Annotated in this window: 17 protein-coding genes; 2 read left to right on the top strand and 15 right to left on the bottom strand. The window is 59.5% G+C overall.

The window, feature by feature from the left end; all coding sequences use genetic code 11:
• Positions 1 to 51: 51 nt before the first annotated feature.
• From gcvP to gcvT, 3 genes are all read right to left on the bottom strand, one after another.
• Positions 52 to 2862, bottom strand: coding sequence for an aminomethyl-transferring glycine dehydrogenase (gene gcvP, locus FEM03_RS14045; RefSeq protein WP_138086904.1), 2811 nt, complete (start codon positions 2860 to 2862; stop codon positions 52 to 54).
• Positions 2863 to 3003: 141 nt separating this feature from the next.
• Positions 3004 to 3378: a glycine cleavage system protein GcvH gene (gene gcvH, locus FEM03_RS14040; protein WP_138086903.1), complete on the bottom strand. Its 375-nt coding sequence runs from the start codon at positions 3376 to 3378 to the stop codon at positions 3004 to 3006.
• A gap of 3 nt (positions 3379 to 3381) precedes the next feature.
• The gene (gcvT, locus tag FEM03_RS14035; RefSeq protein ID WP_138086902.1) at positions 3382 to 4509 is read right to left on the bottom strand and encodes a glycine cleavage system aminomethyltransferase GcvT; all 1128 of its coding nucleotides are present in this window, start codon (positions 4507 to 4509) and stop codon (positions 3382 to 3384) included.
• Between the two features lie 91 nt (positions 4510 to 4600).
• Between gcvT and FEM03_RS14030 the strand changes: the two genes are divergently transcribed.
• Together FEM03_RS14030 and FEM03_RS14025 are read left to right on the top strand one after the other, a co-directional pair.
• The gene (locus tag FEM03_RS14030) at positions 4601 to 5368 is read left to right on the top strand and encodes a hypothetical protein (RefSeq protein WP_138086901.1); all 768 of its coding nucleotides are present in this window, start codon (positions 4601 to 4603) and stop codon (positions 5366 to 5368) included.
• Positions 5369 to 5424: 56 nt separating this feature from the next.
• Complete coding sequence (locus tag FEM03_RS14025) at positions 5425 to 5928, top strand: O-acetyl-ADP-ribose deacetylase (protein WP_138086900.1); 504 nt, start codon at positions 5425 to 5427, stop codon at positions 5926 to 5928.
• A gap of 72 nt (positions 5929 to 6000) precedes the next feature.
• On the opposite strand, the gene FEM03_RS14020 is transcribed toward FEM03_RS14025, so the two are convergent.
• The 12 genes from FEM03_RS14020 to FEM03_RS13965 form a co-directional block, all read right to left on the bottom strand.
• Positions 6001 to 7122, bottom strand: a complete 1122-nt coding sequence (locus FEM03_RS14020) for a sialidase family protein (RefSeq protein WP_138086899.1) — start codon at positions 7120 to 7122, stop codon at positions 6001 to 6003.
• A 184-nt stretch (positions 7123 to 7306) separates the two neighbouring features.
• Positions 7307 to 9907 (bottom strand): secretin N-terminal domain-containing protein, encoded by a 2601-nt coding sequence (locus FEM03_RS14015; RefSeq protein ID WP_138086898.1) that lies wholly within the window; start codon positions 9905 to 9907, stop codon positions 7307 to 7309.
• A 54-nt stretch (positions 9908 to 9961) separates the two neighbouring features.
• Entirely contained in the window at positions 9962 to 10597 is a 636-nt protein-coding gene (locus tag FEM03_RS14010) for a hypothetical protein (protein WP_138086897.1), read from the bottom strand.
• Between the two features lie 13 nt (positions 10598 to 10610).
• Positions 10611 to 11267: a hypothetical protein gene (locus FEM03_RS14005; protein WP_138086896.1), complete on the bottom strand. Its 657-nt coding sequence runs from the start codon at positions 11265 to 11267 to the stop codon at positions 10611 to 10613.
• Positions 11268 to 11274: 7 nt separating this feature from the next.
• Positions 11275 to 11628 (bottom strand): hypothetical protein, encoded by a 354-nt coding sequence (locus tag FEM03_RS14000; RefSeq protein ID WP_138086895.1) that lies wholly within the window; start codon positions 11626 to 11628, stop codon positions 11275 to 11277.
• A 32-nt stretch (positions 11629 to 11660) separates the two neighbouring features.
• Entirely contained in the window at positions 11661 to 12866 is a 1206-nt protein-coding gene (locus FEM03_RS13995; protein ID WP_138086894.1) for a hypothetical protein, read from the bottom strand.
• 53 nt (positions 12867 to 12919) lie between these two features.
• Positions 12920 to 13873, bottom strand: a complete 954-nt coding sequence (locus FEM03_RS13990) for a type II secretion system minor pseudopilin (RefSeq protein WP_138086893.1) — start codon at positions 13871 to 13873, stop codon at positions 12920 to 12922.
• 7 nt (positions 13874 to 13880) lie between these two features.
• Positions 13881 to 14948 (bottom strand): hypothetical protein, encoded by a 1068-nt coding sequence (locus tag FEM03_RS13985; protein ID WP_138086892.1) that lies wholly within the window; start codon positions 14946 to 14948, stop codon positions 13881 to 13883.
• A gap of 6 nt (positions 14949 to 14954) precedes the next feature.
• Entirely contained in the window at positions 14955 to 15389 is a 435-nt protein-coding gene (locus FEM03_RS13980) for a hypothetical protein (protein ID WP_138086891.1), read from the bottom strand.
• A gap of 86 nt (positions 15390 to 15475) precedes the next feature.
• Positions 15476 to 16129, bottom strand: coding sequence for a pilus assembly FimT family protein (locus FEM03_RS13975; RefSeq protein WP_138086890.1), 654 nt, complete (start codon positions 16127 to 16129; stop codon positions 15476 to 15478).
• Between the two features lie 43 nt (positions 16130 to 16172).
• Positions 16173 to 16622 carry a type II secretion system major pseudopilin GspG gene (gspG, locus tag FEM03_RS13970; RefSeq protein WP_138086889.1) on the bottom strand — a complete coding sequence of 150 codons (450 nt, stop codon included), beginning with the start codon at positions 16620 to 16622 and terminating at the stop codon, positions 16173 to 16175.
• A gap of 48 nt (positions 16623 to 16670) precedes the next feature.
• Positions 16671 to 17903, bottom strand: a complete 1233-nt coding sequence (locus FEM03_RS13965) for a type II secretion system F family protein (protein ID WP_138086888.1) — start codon at positions 17901 to 17903, stop codon at positions 16671 to 16673.
• Positions 17904 to 17921: the final 18 nt, after the last annotated feature.

Here is a 17921-nt window from a genome sequence, read left to right as displayed (position 1 = left end):
ACGGGATCGACAGGCAAAATGCCTGCCTCACCCACAGGCTGCAAGCCTGTGTCACGGGGCCTGGGTGGCGTAGGCTTCAACCGATTCGCAGGTGCAGATGAGGTGGCGGTCGCCATGAACGTTGTCAATGCGGCCGACGGGGGGCCAGTATTTGTCTAGTTTGACCCAAGGCAAGGGATAGGCAGCGTCTTCGCGGGTGTAGGGGTGGGTCCAGGTTTCGGTGAGGAGGCTGGCGGCGGTGTGGGGGGCGTTTTTGAGGGGGTTGTCGACGGCGTCGATGAGGCCGGTTTCGACGGACTCGATCTCGCTGTGGATGCTGATCATGGCGTCGCAGAAGCGGTCAAGTTCGGCGCGGGTTTCGCTTTCGGTGGGTTCGATCATGAGGGTGCCGCCGACGGGCCAGCTCATGGTGGGGGCGTGGAAACCGTAGTCGATGAGGCGTTTGGCGATGTCTTCCACCGTGATGGTTTTAAACTGGCGAAAGTCGAGGATGCATTCGTGCGCGACGCGGTTGTTGCGGCCGGTGTAGAGGACGGGGAAATACGGGGAGAGGCGCTGGGCGATGTAGTTGGCGTTGAGGATGGCGAGCTCGGAGCTTTGGACGACTTCTGGTCCCATCATGGCAAGATACATCCACGAGATGTTGCAGATGCTGGCGCTGCCCCAGGGAGCAGAGGTGGTGGCACCGCTGGGATTGGGGAGTTCGCTATGGCCAGGAAGGTAGGGGACGAGGTGTTGGGCGACGCAGATGGGGCCGACGCCGGGTCCGCCACCGCCGTGAGGGATGCAGAAGGTTTTGTGCAGGTTAAGATGGCAGACATCGGCTCCGATGAGGCCGGGGGAGGTAAGGCCGACCTGGGCGTTCATGTTGGCGCCGTCCATGTAGACCTGGCCGCCGTGACGGTGGATGATCTGGCAGATTTCGGTGATGGTTTCTTCGAAGACGCCGTGGGTGCTGGGGTAGGTGACCATCAATGCGGCGAGGTTCGCGGCGTTGGCCTCGGCTTTGGATTTGAGGTCGGTGACGTCAATGTTGCCCATGTCGTCGCAGATGACGGGGACGACTTTCATGCCAACCATGACGGCGGAGGCGGGGTTGGTGCCGTGGGCGGAGACGGGGATGAGGCAGATGTTGCGGTGATGTTCGCCACGGGCCCGATGGTAGTGGTAGATGGCGAGGAGACCGGCGTATTCGCCCTGCGAGCCGGCGTTGGGCTGAAGGGAGGTGGCGGCGAAGCCGGTGCATTCGGCGAGCCATTGTTCGAGCTCGGCGAACATGAGCCGGTAACCGGTGGATTGGTCGGCAGGGACGAAGGGGTGGAGTCGGGAAATCTCGGGCCAGCTGAGGGGCATCATTTCAGCGGCGGCGTTGAGTTTCATGGTGCATGAGCCGAGGGGGATCATGCTGCGGTTGAGGGCGATGTCCTGATGCTCGAGGTGGCGCAGGTAACGCATCATGCCGGTTTCGGTGTGATGCGTGTTGAAGACGGGGTGGGTCAGGAACGCGCTGTCGCGCTGAAAGGCTAAAGGATAAGGGCTAAAGGCTAAATTTTGAGGCTTTGCATCTATGTCAAACGCCTTGAGGATTTGGGTGAGTTCGTCGTTGGTGACGCGTTCGTCGAGGGCGAGGGTGATTTGGGTGGGGGAATTTTGACGGAAGTTGAGGCCGAGGGCGAGGGCACGGGTGAGGACGAGCTGGGCGTCGTCGACGTTGATGGTGAGGGTGTCGAAGTAGCTTTCGCTGTGGATCTTGAAGCCGGCTTTTTTAAGGGCTTCGGCGAGGGTGTGGGCGGATTGATGGACGTGGGTGGCGATCGATTTAAGGCCTTCGGGGCCGTGGTAGACGGCATACATGCTGGCCATGACGGCGAGCAACACCTGGGCGGTGCAGATGTTGGAGGTGGCTTTTTCGCGGCGGATGTGTTGCTCGCGTGTTTGCAGGGAGAGACGGTAGCCGGGGTTGCCGTGGGAGTCTTTGGAGACGCCGACAAGACGACCGGGCATGCGGCGTTTGAGGGGATCTTTGACGGCCATGAAGGCGGCGTGGGGTCCGCCGAAACCGAGGGGGACACCGAAGCGTTGGGAGTTGCCGACGCAGATGTCGGCTCCGAATTCGCCGGGAGGTTTGAGTAAGGTGAGGGCGAGAAGGTCGGCGCAGACGATGAGGAGTCCGCCAGCAATGTGGATGGTTTCGGCGAGGGACGAGAAGTCGTGGATGTGGCCGAGGGTGTCGGGATACGCGGCGATGAGGGCGGCGTAGGGCTCGGCGTTGGTGGAGTCGATGGAGAGGATGTCGCCGCTGGTGACTTCGATGCCAAGGGGTTCCATGCGGGTGATCACGACGTCGAGGACGTGGGCATGGACCTTATCGGAGACGAAGATGGACTTCTTTTTGGGGTTTTGATTGAGGGCGAGGGCGCAGGCTTCGGCGGCGGCGCTGCCTTCATCGAGAAGAGAGGAGTTGGAGACGTCGAGACCGGTGAGGTCGCAGATCATCGTCTGGTAGTTGAGGAGGGCTTCGAGCCGGCCTTGGGAGATTTCGGCCTGGTAAGGGGTGTAAGCGGTATACCAGCCGGGGTTTTCGAAGATGTTGCGCTGGATGACGGGGGGCGTGAAGGTGTCGTGATATCCGAGTCCAATGAAGGATCGGAGCACCTTGTTCTGACTCATGTGGCCTTTGAGGCGAAGCAGGGCGTGCTCTTCGCTGAGAGCGGGGGGGAGGTTGAGGGGGTCTCTTTTGCGAATGCCGGAGGGGACGACCTGATCGATGAGGTCTTCAACTTTGGGGCAGCCAAGAGTGAGAGCCATTTCCGCCGCTTCGGCGGTTGAGGGACCGAGGTGGCGACGTGAAAATGGGATCATGGAAGAAGATGGAAGACTAAAAGACAGAAGACAGAAGAACTGATGGTCAGGGGTTTTGGTTGGGAGCGTTGGGCTGGGTTGAGTCGGCTTGGAAGGCTGGAGTCTTCTGTCTTGTGTCTTCCAGTCTTCTGTCTCCCCCGATCAAGCGATATGCTGACGGTAGGAAGGGGCGTCGAGAAGGATTTTCAGCTCGGCGTCTTTGCTGGGTTTGATTTCGAAGATCCAGCCTTCGCCGTAGGGGTCGGTGTTGATGAGGGAGGGGTCTTCGAGGAGTTCATCGTTGATGGCGATGATTTCTCCGCTGACGGGACTGTAGATGTCGCTGGCGGCCTTGACGGACTCGACCACGGCGATCTGGTCTCCGGCTTCGACTTCGGCCCCGACTTTGGGGAGTTCAACGAAAACAACGTCGGTGAGCTCGTGCTGGGCGTGGTCAGTGATGCCGACGGCACCTGAGGTGGGATCGATCCATTCGTGGGATTCGCGGTAACGTAGCTGATCGGGAACTTTGCTCATTGCTCAGGTGTTGGATGGTTGATGGAAAGGTTTCTTGACGGTTTCCGCAGCATATTGTCGGCCACGGATTTCTATTTGTAGGGGGGTGCCGGGTTTGGCAAGGGGAAGTGGGAGATAGGCCATGCCAATGCCTTGACCGAGGGTGGGGGAAAGTCCGCCGCTGCAAATTTCTCCAATCGGCTGGCCGTCGTGGAGGACGGGGTAATGGGCGCGGGGAGGGGGACTGGGGGCAGTCATGCGAAAGCCGGTGAGTTTGCCGGGGAGACCGTGATTTTTTTGGGTTTCGAGGGCGGATTTTCCGGCGAAGTCGGGTTTGCCCATGCTGACGAAGAATCCGAGCCCGGCTTCAAGCGGGGTTTTGTCGGGGGAGAGGTCGTTGCCATTGAGAGGGTAACCCATTTCGAGGCGCAGGGTGTCTCGGCAGCCGAGTCCGGTGGGCATTCCGCCTTCGGCTTGGGCGGCTTCGACGAATTTCTCGAACCAAAAGGTGATGTGTTCGGCAGGGGCGAAGAATTCGAAGCCTTTTTCGCCGGTGTAGCCGGTGCCGCAGAGGGTCACAGTTTGGCCTTCGGGAGTATTGACGACCTGGATGGTGTTGCGTTCGGGAAAGGCGACATCGGGAAGGACGCGGGAGAGCGTTTCGGCGCTTTTGGGACCCTGGATGGCGAGACCTCCCGTGGCGGGACTGAGATCGAGCAGAGCGATGTCGGCACTGGGATCAAGCAGGGAAAGGAGACGCTCGCGATCAGGGTCGATCATGGAGGCATTGACGACGAGGTAATAGAGTTCGCTGTCGAGGCGGTAGGCGATGAGGTCATCGATGACGCCGCCCTGGTCGTTGAGGAGCAGGGTATATTGGCCCTGGCCGGGGGCGAGGACGGAGATGTCGTTGGTGAGGGCGCGGTTGAGGAAGACCTGGGCATCGGCTCCGCTGACCAGGAACTGGCCCATGTGGGAGATGTCGAAAACGCCGACATTCGCGCGCACGGCTTTGTGTTCTTCGACGATTCCGCTGTATTGCACGGGCATTTCCCAACCGGCAAACGGGACCATGCGGGCGGCCAGCTTCAGATGGGCGGCGTGCAGAGGGCTGCGTTTGAGGTCGGCGGTGTCGGACACGGTGGCGAACATGGCGGGGGAGCGGGTGTTGTCAAACGTGCTTCAACGTGGTTGAATGGAATGAGGTGGCGTTGATGAGGTTTTGCGCTAGGGGTGTGGTTCGATGCCTTTAATCAATACTCTCGAGTCGAAATTCGGACGCTTCGCAATCCCTGGTTTGGTGAACATTCTGGCGGGGTTCCAGGTGGCGGTGTGGGTGATGTTGCTCATTCAGCCGGAATTTTTTCAGTTTCTGGTGCTGGACAGGGGCCGCGTTTTTGCGGGCGAGGTGTGGCGGCTGGTGACCTGGGTTTTTGTTCCGGCGACGACGAGCCCCATCTGGTTGTTGTTGATGGTGTGGGTGATGGTGATGATTGGGCGGGCGCTGGAGCAGGCCTGGGGGGCGTTTCGGTTGAATCTTTACATTTTGGGCGGGTTGCTGGCGGTGATGGTGGGGGCGTTGATTTTTGGATTCAGTCCAGAGGGGGCACCGTTTTACACGACGATGTTTCTGGCGTTTGCGATGCTGTATCCGAACCAGGAGTTGCTGGTGTTTTTTGTGCTGCCGGTGAAGGTGAAATATCTGGGGATGATCGCGGGGGCGTTGTTGTTGCTGAACTTCATCAGTGTGCCATCGGACCGGCTGCCGATTTTGTTTTCAATAGTGAATTTTTTGGTGGCGTTTGGTCCTGCGACAGTGAAGGGCATGGGGCAGCGCGCAGAGGTGAGCAGTCGGCGTGCGAAGTTTGACTCAGCGAAGATCCCGGACGGAGAGCATTTTTTTAAATGTGCGGTTTGTGGCAAGACGGATGTGACGGATCCAAAGCAGGAGTTCCGCGTTGGGGTGGACGGCGAGGAGTATTGCGTGGGGTGTTTGCCGAAGAAGGCGTGAGGAGGTGATGGGGTAAGTGAAAAGCTAGCTAGGACCATGACTTTTTTTTGCAAGTAATGAAGCTCTCCGCATGGCAAGGCGATATCACAAAGCTTTCTGTGGACGCCATCGTAAACGCAGCGAATTCGTCTTTGTTGGGCGGAGGAGGGGTAGACGGAGCTATCCATAGGGCGGCCGGTCCAGATCTTGTTCATGAGTGTCGGTTGCGAGGTGGTTGCAAGGTCGGCGAAGCCAAATTCACCAAAGGCTATCGATTACCCGCTCGATTCATCATTCACACGGTGGGACCGGTCTGGAATGGTGGTGGTTCCGGTGAATCTGATTTGCTCGCATCTTGTTATCTTCGATCGCTAGAGATTGCGGAAATGAATTCCCTTTCAACTATCGCGTTTCCTTGCATCAGCACTGGCATCTATCGTTTCCCCTCAAAGGTGGCTGCAGAGATTGCTTACCGAACGGTATCTGATTATATGACTAACACAAAACATCTTCAGAAAGTCACCTTTTGCTGCTTCAGCGACGGGGATTTTCAGTTGTATCAGCGCCTACTTGCTGAATGAGATCATCTCAACCAATGATAGTGGATAGAATTTAAGATGAACGACAAAACACACGGAAACTAAACTGAGGGTTTATGGTTTTGAGAGCGCATCGGTTTCGGAGATTTTGAAGCGGGTGCTGATGATGGAGTGTTTTTCGGGGCCGGGGGCGTATTTGATGTAGGTGGTGGCGACGAGGGTGCCGTCGGGGAGAAGTTCAAAACCAGGGTAACCGCAGTCGTGAACTTTTTCGGCGTGGCTGTGAAGGAGCTTGATGCGGTATTGGCCGGGGCTGCTGTTTTTGATGTCTTCGTAGTTGCCGACCCAGGCGATGAAGTGGCCTTTGGTGGGGCTGTTGATGGCCATGTCGCGAAAGGTGAAGATGAGGCGGCCATCGGGGAGTTGTTGGCCGATGTGGCGGTCGCCGGTGAGACCCCAAGGAGTGTCGATGGGAGTGCTCCAGGTTTGGCCTTCGTCTTTGCTGAACATGACGAGGCTGTTGCCTTTGTGGGTGTTTTCGCGAAGGAGGGCGCAGAGTTCGGTGCCGTCGGGAGAACGGAAGACGAAGGGTTCACAGGGGTTTTTGTCTTTCACGGTGGCGACGATTTTGGGCTCCGACCAGGTGAAGCCGCCGTCTTTGGTGATGGTTTGCAGGACTTCGAGCGGGGCTTTGTCCTGGCCATCGGGGCCTTTGTGGTAAAGGCCGAGGTGGCTGCCGTCTTTGAGTTGAACAATGCTGCTGAAGGTCATGACGCAGGGGAGGTTGAGCGGCGGCATTTCTTTCCAGGTTTTGCCATCGTCTTCGCTCATGATGCTGGGCATGCCGGGGCCACCGCGTTGGCCGAGGGCAGCGGAGAACACCCAGAGGCGGGCTTTGCCGACTTGATCGACGAGTCGGTAGATGCTGGGGCAGTTTTGATGGGTTTTGTAATTGGGCGGGAGAGTGTCGTCGAGTCGGGTCCAGGTGAGGCCTCCGTCGTCGCTGCGGGCCATGGGACCGGCGGGGCCACCGTGGTTGATGCACCAGACGGCGAAGATGGTTTTGTTGTCGGGCATCAGGACGGTGGTGGGGTGCCCTTGATAGGTTTGTTCGGTGCCGGCGGCGATGGTGATGTGGCGGTTGGTCTCCTGTGAGAGGTCGACGAGGGGGAGATTGGGTTCCGCAGCGTGCAGGAGAAACGGGGCGAGGAAAGTCAGGAGGATTAGGGTGCGCATGGTGATTGAGGGAACGTGTCGGGATGGGGGGCGCTTGCTGGTGATGTTTGTTGGCCAGTTGAGGGGACGCCGGACTGAAGGGCGCTTCGCGTCCGGGTTCTCGGCAAGATGCCGAGAACGACACGCAAGCTGCGAAGCCGCAAAGCGATCCGTGTGCTCCCCTCGAGAAAAACGCGTGTTTTATTTAGCGGCCGAAGTTGAACCAGCGTTTGCGTTTGACGGGTTCGGGGTCGGAGGCGGGGAGGTCGATGGAGGTGGGGGCGGGGGTGGTGACGCGTTGAGGGAAGGCCTGGGCGGCGTCGGCTCCGACTTTGGTGCGAAGGTCTTCGGCGGCGCTGGTGCGGGCGAGGTCGTTGTGGCCGTCGACGACGATGGGCTGGATGAAGACGATGAGTTCTTTGCGCTCTTTGCTGGTGACGTCGTTTTTGAAGAGTCGGCCGACCCCGGGGATGCGGCTGATGACAGGGATGCCTTCGGTGGTGGTGTTGTCCTGTTCGGTGATGAGTCCACCGAGCACGATGGTGTTTCCGGTTTGGACGGTGGCGGTGGTGAGGAGTTGTTCGGTGCCGATGATGGGGATGCTGTTGTTGTCGACGATCTGGCTGCCGACGACGGTGTCGTTGACCTGGGCGATTTTGAGGGTGACATCGCCGTCGGGATTGATCAGGGGAATGACTTCGAGTTTGAGGACGACGTCTTTGTATTCGATGGTGGTGGTGACGTTGCCGCTGCCGTTGCCGGTGTTGTTGGAATTGGTGATCGACTGGGAGGGGACGGGGATGGACTGGCCGCTGGTGATGGAGGCTTTTTTGTTGTTGAGGGCAAAGACGCTGGGGCGGGAGAGGACCTTGAAGTTGTTGGTGGTTTCAAGAGCGTTGACGAAGGCGTCGACGGTTTCTCCGATCTGGCCGTAGACATTGAAGCCGTTGGCGTTGCCGATGGCGGAGGTGATGAGGTTGGTGGTGATGTCGCTGACGTTGTTGCTGGTAATGATGTCGTCGCGGGTGGAGATGAGGCTGCTGGTGAGGCCGCTATTGGAACCAGTTCTGGTGAATTTCTGGAGGTAGTCGATGCCGAATTCATAACCATCGCCAAGGGTGAGCTGGCCGATGACGGTGGCGAGGTAAACTTGTGGTGGTTTGCGATCGAGTTTGTCGAGGATGAGGTTAACTTTGTCCTGGTCTTCCTTGGGTCCAATCACGAGGATGGCATTTGCCAATGGGTCGGCAATGATGCGGGTTTTGTTGACGAGGACGGAGACGGGGGCGTTGTCTTCCTCGGGTTCGATGAGCTGGTCGGGCCGGCTGTTGACGCCGCCAGTATCAGTGGTGGTGCCGCCGCCAGTGGCTCCGCTGAAGGTGCCGCCTCGGGTGCTGGTGGCGGTGCGACCGGTGACGAGCTGGTTGCTGCTGACGAGCTGTTGTTGCTGTTGGGTGAGGGTGCCGCCGCCGGGAAGCTGGGTGCTGGCGGTGGTGTCTTTGAGGAGGTCGGCGAGGACGGAAACGACGTCGAGGGAGAAGATGTTTTTGAGTTTGCGTTCGTAGGGTTCGGGGACGTCGACGGGTTTGTCGAATTCGAGGATGAGGCTGCTGATGTAGGCGTAGTCTTCGGGTTCGGCGACAATGAGGATCTGGTTGAGTCGGGAGTCGGCGACGACTTGGGACTGGGCGCGGGGTTCGGGAGTGATTTTCGAAGAGGAGGTTTGGTTGCCTGACTGGGGGGCGGACTGGGGTTGTTGGGACTGTTGCTGGCGGTCGCGATCGCTGCCTCGTTGTTGGGTCTGTTGGGGAGAGCCACCACGGATGGTGGTGATGCCTTTCTCGATGCTGTCGGTGGTCTGGGCGTCGATCGTGGCTTGGACAATTTGAGCGACGGTGGCGGCGTCGGCGTATTTAAGGGGGATGAATTTGGTAACCAGCGAGCTGGTGGTGCTGGGGGTGTCGATCACTTCCTTGATGCTGACGAGCTGTTTGACGATGTTGGAGCTTTCGGTGAGGAGCAGGCCGGGCGGATTGAGGACGGGGGTGATGCGGCCGTAGACGCTGAGGCCGACATGGGCACCGAGCATTTCGGCGGCTTCGACGGGGTCAAGGTTGGCCAGGGGCATGAAGTAGCTGACGATGGTTTCGTTGTCGGGAAGGTCGTTGGCGCTTTGGTAGAAGAGGACGCCCTGGGAAAACTGGGTGGTGGCGGCCCCTTGGGTGCGGGTGGGAAGGATGCGGGCGCTTTTGCCGTCGGGATCGGCGACGATGGCGTAGCCGTTGGTGAGCAGGGAGGCCTCGATGAGTTTGATGGCTTCGCCTTTTTCGACGGGCTGGGGCGTGACGAGGCTGATGGTCTGGCCTTCAAAGATGGAGGTGTCTTTGATGAGGGTTTTGTTGGTGAGTCGCTCGTAGATGCCGAGGATGTCGATGATGGAATTGTTGGGGAACTGTAGGGAGACTTTGTCGCCGTCGATGCGGAAGGTTTCGTCGCTGGAACTGCTGCCACCGCCGCGTGGTCCGCCGAAGCCACCAAAACCTCCGCGAGGCCCGCCCATGCCGGGACCGCCGGGGCCGGGGGGTGGTTCGGCAGGGGCGTTGGCGTCAGGGGTGGGAGGGGGATTCTGGACCTGAACGAGAAGGGAGGTGGGCGGGCGGTCAGCGAGGGGAATGTTTTGGACGAGACGGAACTCGCGAGGGTTGGTGGCGGTGGGCTGGTTGATGGCGCTTTCACGGATTTGCGCGTGAAGGGCGGGGGCGAGAAGGAGAAAAATTGCGGAGAGGCAGGGGAATGGGTGGGACATGAAAAGTCGGAAGTGGGATGTCGGAAGTGGGAAGTCGGAAGTGAAGAAGAGGCGCTATTCGCGGGCGCGGCGTTCGGCGCGTTCGAGCTGACGCTTGAAGTAGTCGGAGCGTTCGGTGTCGGACATGCCTTGGAGGCGGTCGCGGTTTTCGCGCATTTCTTCAAAAAGTTTGCGGCGGGCGTCTTCGGGAAGGGCTTCGAAGCGGGCGCGGGTTTCGGGGTCGGGGCCGCGTCGGCTCTCGCGTCGGTCGCCACGGTCGCCGCGATCACCCCGGCCGCGATCGCCTTCGCCGCCGGGACGGGCGCCTTTGGTGTTCTCGGGGGTGAGCTGGGTTTTGCTGTAGCGGACGGTGACGATCTCGCCTCCGACCATGATTTTGGCCTGGGTGCGGTCGAGCTGGATGGTGGCGCTGGTTTCGGCGAGTTTCCAGCCTTCGGCGTTGGGTTCTTCGGAGAGGACGTAGCTTTGTTTTTTCTCGGTGTCGAGGATGGTGGCGACGGGTTTGCCTTCGATGAAGGCGATGCCGGTGAGGACGAGTTTGTCCGAGAGATTGACCGAGCGGGTGAAGGGGGGGGAGGCGAGCGGGGGCTCGGCCATGGCGGGGTTGAAGGGCTGGGGGAGGTCGGGGTCTTGGGGAAAGGCTAAAGGATAAAGGCTAAAGGATAAGAGAATGATGATGAAGGGCTTCATGGGCAAGAGTGAGTTAGATGGGCGAGCCGAGGTCGAGGGGATTGACGGGTTCTTCTTCGGTGGGGGCGGGATCGGCTTCGGGTGTGGTTGCAGGTGCGGGTTCAGCGGCGGGCGTGGGCTGGCCGGGGGGGGGCGTGGGATTGAACCAGCGTGCGACGGTTAAGTTGCACTGGGCTTGCGGAGTGGTTTCACGGGCGCGGGCGTCGAGTTCAAGTTCGATGGATTTGATGGCCTGGAATTTTTCGGGGGACTGGAGGGTGAGGAGCCAGCGGAGGAGGATGTCCTGGTCACCGCGCAGACGGAGGGTGACGCCGACTTCATTGGCGTGGTCGAGGGCGAGGGGTTCGAGGAGGGTGGTGTTGGTGACGGCAAGGCCGAGGTCGAGCGCGCTGGTTTGCAGGTCTTCGAGGAGCTGGCCTTGGGAGCGTCCGGCGGACTCGGTGTAGGGCATGTTTTGGTCGAGCCAGGCTTTGCGTTTTTCCCAGAAGGCGCGGTCGCCGAGCCAGACTTTGTTGGAGGCGACTTGTTCGGTGAGCTGGGTGAGTCCGGTGCTGGTGGCGGCGCGACGATTGGTGAATTCGCGGATGACGAGGAAGTTGAAGGTGAGAAACAAGGTGGCGAGGACGGCGATGAGGAGCCGTTTTTCGCGTGGGTTGAGGGAGCGGGACATGAAAAATTTATGATTGATGATCTGTGATCGATGATTTCTGGCGAGGAACAGATTGCGTTTCGACACGCAATAATTTGAGCAAGGCATCCCATCGGCGATCATTTGGCCTCACGTTGATGGACTTCACGGTGAAGATCATGGATAGCACGATCAAGAATTGTATCGCGGCACTGAAAGTGTCATTTAGACGCGAAGCGACAATCCAGAGAACGCCATGGAGGATGCATTGAAACACAGTGGAAAAGATTTCATAGGGTGAAGGCTTGATGATCGGAGATCGGATTTCTTTGGCGAGTTCGATGAGTGCTTCAGTTCTCTCGGGCACCACTGGTGGAATGTCATCATTGCGAATGGAGTCCATGGGAAGATCAAATAGAAGGTCAGCACGTCACTTCACTGAAGTTTTCCTTGGATTTTGAAGGTGGCGATGTTGTTGCGGACGGCGGGGACGGGCATGGACCAGGTGAAACGACTGAGCTGGGCGTGCTTTTTCAGGTCTTCGAGGAGTTGGGTGGCGGATTGGGCGTCGCGGGCGTCGCCTTCGATGTCGATTTCGGCGGGTTTGGCGATGTATTTTTTAATTTGGATGCCGCTGGGGGGAAGGAGGGCGGTGATGTGGGTGAGCTGGACGATGGGGTAACGCTGGATGTCGATGGCGGCTTCGAGGGAGCGCCAGCGTTGGGCAGTGGTGCGGACGGCGGCGGCGGGAGGACCGGTGGTGTTGATTTCGGCTTGAAGGGCGGCTTTGCGATCTTCAAGGGAGGTGAGGTTGAGCCAGGCGAGGAAGAAGAGGGCGGCGTAGAGGACGGCGAGAGTGAGCAGGGCGAGGATGATTTGCCGGCGACGGACGCCTCGATGTTGCGACTGGTGAACGGCGGCGGGGAGGAGTCGCTGCGCGGGGTCGGTTTTGAAGGAGCGGTTGGGCTCGAGCTGGGTGCCGGTTTTGAGGGGGAGGGCGAGCAGGGGCTGGAGGGTGCGCTGGAGTTGGGCAAGGTGGCTGCCGATGAGGAGGATGCCGTTGAGCGGGGTGGCGGCGGTGGTTTCGAGGGCGAGTTGGGCGATGGCGATTTCGCGGGCGAGGTCTTCGGTGGGGGTGGCGGTGGTGCCGATGATGTGGCTGTGCCAGAGTTTGCCGAGATGACCGAGGGCGAGGACGATTTGGTCCTGCTCCTGCACGATGATGAGTTCATCGGCGGGGAGTTGCATCATGCGCAGGGCGGCGGTGTAGTTGCTGGCATGGGAGACGACGAGTTCGGCGGGGAAGGGGGCGGGGAGGACGTCGACGCTGATGAGGGTTTGACCGGGCTGATGGCCAAGTTGGTGCCAGGCGAAGTTTGGTTGGGGGAGTTTCGTGATGGAGATGCCGCGTTTCTCAAGCTGGGCCTCGACCATGGAGGGGATGAGGTCGGGGGGAGCATCGGGAAGGATAAGTCCGACGGTGCGACAGGCGGTGGCGGGAAGGCCGACGACAAGAGGTTTGCCGTTTTGACGGCATTCGGAGGGGGTGTGGGGGGGGGTGGGGTTGCTGCCATGCAGCGATTTCCAAAGCTGCCAGGTCGGGGCGGCGTCGGGCATGAGGAAGCTGGTGGCACTGGACATGTTCTAAAAGGATGAAGGCGGAAGGATGAAGGATGAAACCGGTAGGATGAAGGTTATTCTTCGATGCGGGCGAGATAGTTGAGGGAGCCGTCGGACTGGCGGCGGGCGATGACGGTGACTTTGGTGGTGGCTTCGCCGATACGACCGGTGCTTTCGATGCGGCGGGTGAGGTGGTCGACAGTGATGAGGGTGCTGAGCTGGGTGAAGCGTTCCTGGTCGAGGTTGAGGAGGGAGCGGGCATGGTTGAGAGTGAGTTTGACGTCGTCTTCGGTGTTGGGGAGTCCGTCGGGTCCGTTGCGTTCGCGGATGAGGTTTTCGGCATTGGACTCTTCGCTGCCGAGGATGGCGATCAACACGTCGGCGGGGGCGTAGTTGAGGTCGATGAAGCCGTCGCCGTTGACGCTGAAGTAGTTGCGCCAGTCGGGTTTGATGGCTTCGATGAGGTTCCAGTTGCGAACGAGGGGGAGTTCCTCGAGGGAGTTGAATTCTTGCTGGCGGGGAAAGTTTTCGTAACCGAGGCCGCGGTAGTAGTCGGATTCGGCTCCTTGGGAGCGGGGGTTGTCGTCGGTGTCGACCCAGTCGGCGAGGGAGTCGACGACGGTGCGGGAGTCGGTGGGGGAGAGGCCCCAGTCGATGAACAATTCATAGAGGCCGTTGAGAAGGTTTTCGTCGGTGATGGAGACGAGGGGGATGCGGGCACCTTCGGACGAGATGACGACTTCGAAGCCGCTGTCGGTGCCAATGGTTTGTTTGAGGACGGGGTCGCCGGGTTGAAGCTGGGGGCTGAGGCCGAGGGCGATGCCACTTTCGGCGAGGTGCATGGCGCGGAATTCACGGGCGTCGTTGCCGGTTTCTTCAAGGCTGTAGCGCATGAACTCGACCACGCCCATGACGGTGACGGACATCAGGATGATGGCGGCCATCACGAGCATGAGGGCAGAGGCGCGGCGGCGCTTCGCGCCGAAGGATGAGGGATGAAGGATGAGGGATGAAGGATGACCTTGCATGATCGAACTAGCGTCCGCTGGATGGGGCACCTTGGTTTGAACCGGGGTTGCCGCCGGATGGTTGCGAATTGTTGGGACGATTTTGGGAATTGGGGGTGTTTTGGTTGCCTTGGCCCTGGCCACCTCCTTGACCCTGGCCGCCCTGGCCTCCTTGTCCCCGGTCACCGCGATCTCCTCCGCCTTGGTTTTGTCCGCGACCTTGACCTTGGCCCTGATTCTGGCCGCCTCCCTGGTTTTGGTTGTTGGCGGTGGAGGTGGTGTCGCTGGCGTCGACGGAATCGGCGTTGGTGGCGAGGCGGGCGTTGGCTTCGCTGAGTTTGGTGGCGGGAAGGGCGTAGACCATGCGGATGGGGTAGGTGCGGTCAACCATGAGGAGGTTCATTTCGACGAGGACGGGAAGCACGGCGCTGTCCCATTCTTCTTCCCAGATGTCCTCGTCTTCGTTGAAGAATCGCCAAGTGAGGCTGACGACGCCGGGGAGGAGCGGCATCCAGTAACGGCCCTGGTCGTCGGGGGCGGCGATTCCAGAGGTGCTGGCGCGGATGGCGGCGGAGTTGCCGTTGGTGCCATCGGTGGTGATGAGGTCTTCGCGACTGGTGCCGATGTAATATTGGACCTGTCCGGTGGGGGAGTTTTCAATCGCTTCGACATCGGGGCGCAGGCCGATGATGGAGTCCTCGTAGGAGATGGGGTTGCCGCCAAAGGCGAAGAATTCAGGGACGCCGGAGATGGTGAGTTCCTGTTGGACGGGTGTGCCGCGTTCGGTGATTTCGAGAGTCACGGTGGCGGTGGCGGGAAGGTTTTGAAAGGTGTGGCGGCAGAGTTTGATGAACTGGTTGAGCTGATCGTTTTCCATCTGCACCTGGCGGGTTTCCATGGCGGTGCGCAGCGAGACGCGGACGATGCCGAACACCATGCCGCTGAGGAGGGCGAGAAGGGTGAGAGCGAGGATGACTTCTAAAAGGCTAAAGGCGGATCTAGAAAGGCTAAAGGATAAAGGATAAAGGCTAAAAGGGGACGCTCCGACTTTTTGGACGGAGGGGTGAAACGGGGGGATGGAAGGACGTGGGGTCATTCCCGGTTAATTGGCTTCCTCGGTTTGGGTTTTGTAGACGAAGACTTCGAGGAATTCTTCTCGCTGTTCGGCTCCGGCTTCGTAGGTGGTGGCGACTCGGAGGGTGTAGAGGTTGTTGAGAACGGTGCCGTTGCGGTCGCGTAGTTCGAGGGGTTCGATGCTGCTCTGGAGGGTGAGATTGAGGCGCGGATCGAGATAGGACTGGGTCATTTCCGAAAGGGGTTTGCGGCGGATTTCTTCGAGGAATCCACGCAAGGCGAGGCGGACGTCGTGGTCGCGATTGATGATGGCTCCGGTTTGGATGCTCATTTGGAGAGAGCGCGCGAGACCGAGAACGGCGAGGGAAAAAAGGGTGAGGGCGAGGATGAGTTCCAGCAACAGGTAACCGTGTGTCCGGCGACGGGCGGGGCGGTTGGAAGGTGCTGGAGATGGGGAGGTCAAATTGGATCTATGATTTATGATTTATGATTTATGATTTGTGATTTGAGATCAGCTTTTGCCCTTCGCCTTTATCTTTAGCCTTTCTCTTACTGGCTGTGGGAACTGGTTTTGGCGATGTCGGCGGTTAGGGCGTTGAAGGTGGCGCTGTGGATGGTGCCTTGATGGATGAGGTTGACGGTGATGGGGGCGACGATGCCGGTGGGCTGGAAGACCCAGAGTCTGACGATGGGACCGGAGATTTCAGTCGGGGAGGCTTCGTGCCAGTATTGGACGTTGTATTGAAGACCTTCAGGGAGGGCGTAGGTTTTGGTCCAGTTGACGAAGGTGGGTGGAGGGGGGGCACCATCGGCGGATTCGGTGGCTTCGGTGACAGGATCGGGAACAGGGGTTTGCAGGAAGGCTTCGAGTTCGGCGGCCTGGAGGTAGGGACTGAGGTAGCGGGTGGCGGTGAATCCTTGGGCGGTGAAGGCGATTTGATAAGGACGTTTGTCTTTCATCGCCTGGAGCCGGGTTTCTTTGGCGAGTCGGGCGAGCGCCGTGAGGGGCTCACGGGCGGCGGCTTCGTCGCGGAGGCCGTTGACAGCCGGGACTGCGGCGGCGGTGATGATGGCGACAAGGGTGAGGACGAGAACGATTTCGATCAGAGTAAAAGCTTTTTGGAAGGATGAAGAAAGCGGAGAACCCGGAGCGTGCAGTTGCAGTCTCCGGGTTCGCGATTCACTCTGGATGATCGGGGTCATGAATTCATTTATCCTTTAGCCTTCATCCTTTAGCCTTTCGATCTCACCAATTTCCGATGTCGTCTTCGGTGTCGGCCTGGCCGTCTTTGCCGATGGAATAGATGTCGTAGGGGTTTTTGGATTTGGTGGCGGGGAAGCGATAATTGTAGGGCTGCTTCCAGGGATCGGTGGGGATTTCGTTGAGGGTGCGGTGCCAGCGGTCAGGGATGGGGGCGGTGGTGGGCTTTTCCATGAGGGCGCCGATGCCTTGCTCGGAGTTGGGGTAACGTCCGGCGCTGTAGGAATAAGCATCCAGCGCGGTGCTGATGGTCTGGATGTCGCCTTTGACGCGGTCTTCCTGGGCTCCTTCGATCAATCCGCCACGGTTGAGGGTGGTGATGGCGGCTCCCATAAGGATGGCGAGCAGGGCAAGGACGAGAATGATCTCGATGAGGGTGAAGGCGGAACGTTGGTGTTTGAACCGGCGGTGGTGGTGTGCGGTATGGATGTGCATGATTGAGATAGATTTAAGATTTAAGATTTAAGATTTACGGTTGATGATTTAGGCGCTGGATCGCACGCTGGACATGGTTTCGAAGATGGAGGTGACGATGGCAAGGGCGACGACGGTGACGACGGCGAATAGGATGACGAGGACGACGGGGGTGACAAGGCCGGTGAGGCGTTTGACTTTTTTGTCGAGTTCCTTATCGTAACGGGTCGCGGCTTTTTGCAGGGCGAAACCGAGTCGGCCGGTTTGTTCGCCCATGGCGATGAGGTCGATGAGCATCATGGGAAGCTGGCGGTCCTTGCGCAGGGCGTTGGAGAGGGCAACGCCTTCACCGATGGCGACGCTTGCCTTTGTGATGATGGCTTTGAAGTAGACGTTGGAGGTGGCTTTGGCGCTGAGGCGCATGGCGTTGAGGAGAGGGATGCCGTTGGTGACGAGTCCACCGAGAGACGCGGCAAATTGGGCATAAAATCGGGCAGCGAGGACGGGGCCGAAGAGGGGGATTTGGAGCTGGACGCGATCCCACCAGCGGCGGCCGGATTCGCGACTGATATAAATGCGAAAGAGCAGGAAGGCACCAATGGCCATCACGATGCCGAGCCACCACCAGGCGGCGATGAAGTCGGATACGGCCAACACCATTTGCATGATCGCGGGCGGTTCCATGCGGCTTTTCGAGAGCATGTCGGAAAAGCCGGGAACGAGCACGACGCTGAAGACAATGAGGAGAAGGACGAGGCCGCCCATCAGGAAGGCGGGATAAACCAGGGCACCGAGCACGCGGGATTGCAGTTCGTGGATCTGCTGGATGCTGATGCAGAGTCGGCGTAGGGTTTGAGGCAGCGTGCCGGAGGCTTCACCAGCGGCGGAAAGGTTGCAATACAGTTCGTCGAAGCTGGGCGAGGCGTTTTGCAGGGCTTTGGAGAAGGTGGCACCTTCGCGGATTTGTTCGCGGATGCGGCCCGAAACACGACGCAGGATGGGCGATTCCTGGCGTTCGTTCATGACGCGTAAGGCCTGTTCGAGCTGGAGTCCACCGTCCATGAGGTCGGCCAGTTCTTCGGTGAAGAGGATCAGTTGAACGCGTTTGAGTTTGGCGGGCGGGAGTTTGTCCTTGGTGGGTTCGGAGGAAGTGGCGTTATGTTTCGATTGTTCGTTGACGCTGACGGGGGTGAGTCGCTGGGATTCGAGTCGACGATACACCTCGGCCCGCGTGGACACGTTGAGCGTGCCGGTGGTAGATTGACCGGTGGTGTCTAGGGCGGTGTAGGAAAAGGCGGGCACGAAGAAGGCGTAGCTTGG

Origin of the sequence: Phragmitibacter flavus, from assembly GCF_005780165.1 — a bacterium.
Classification (GTDB): Bacteria; Verrucomicrobiota; Verrucomicrobiia; order Verrucomicrobiales; family Verrucomicrobiaceae; genus Phragmitibacter; species Phragmitibacter flavus.
Note: the sequence above shows the minus strand (reverse complement) of the source record. Positions and strands in the feature narration are given on the sequence as shown.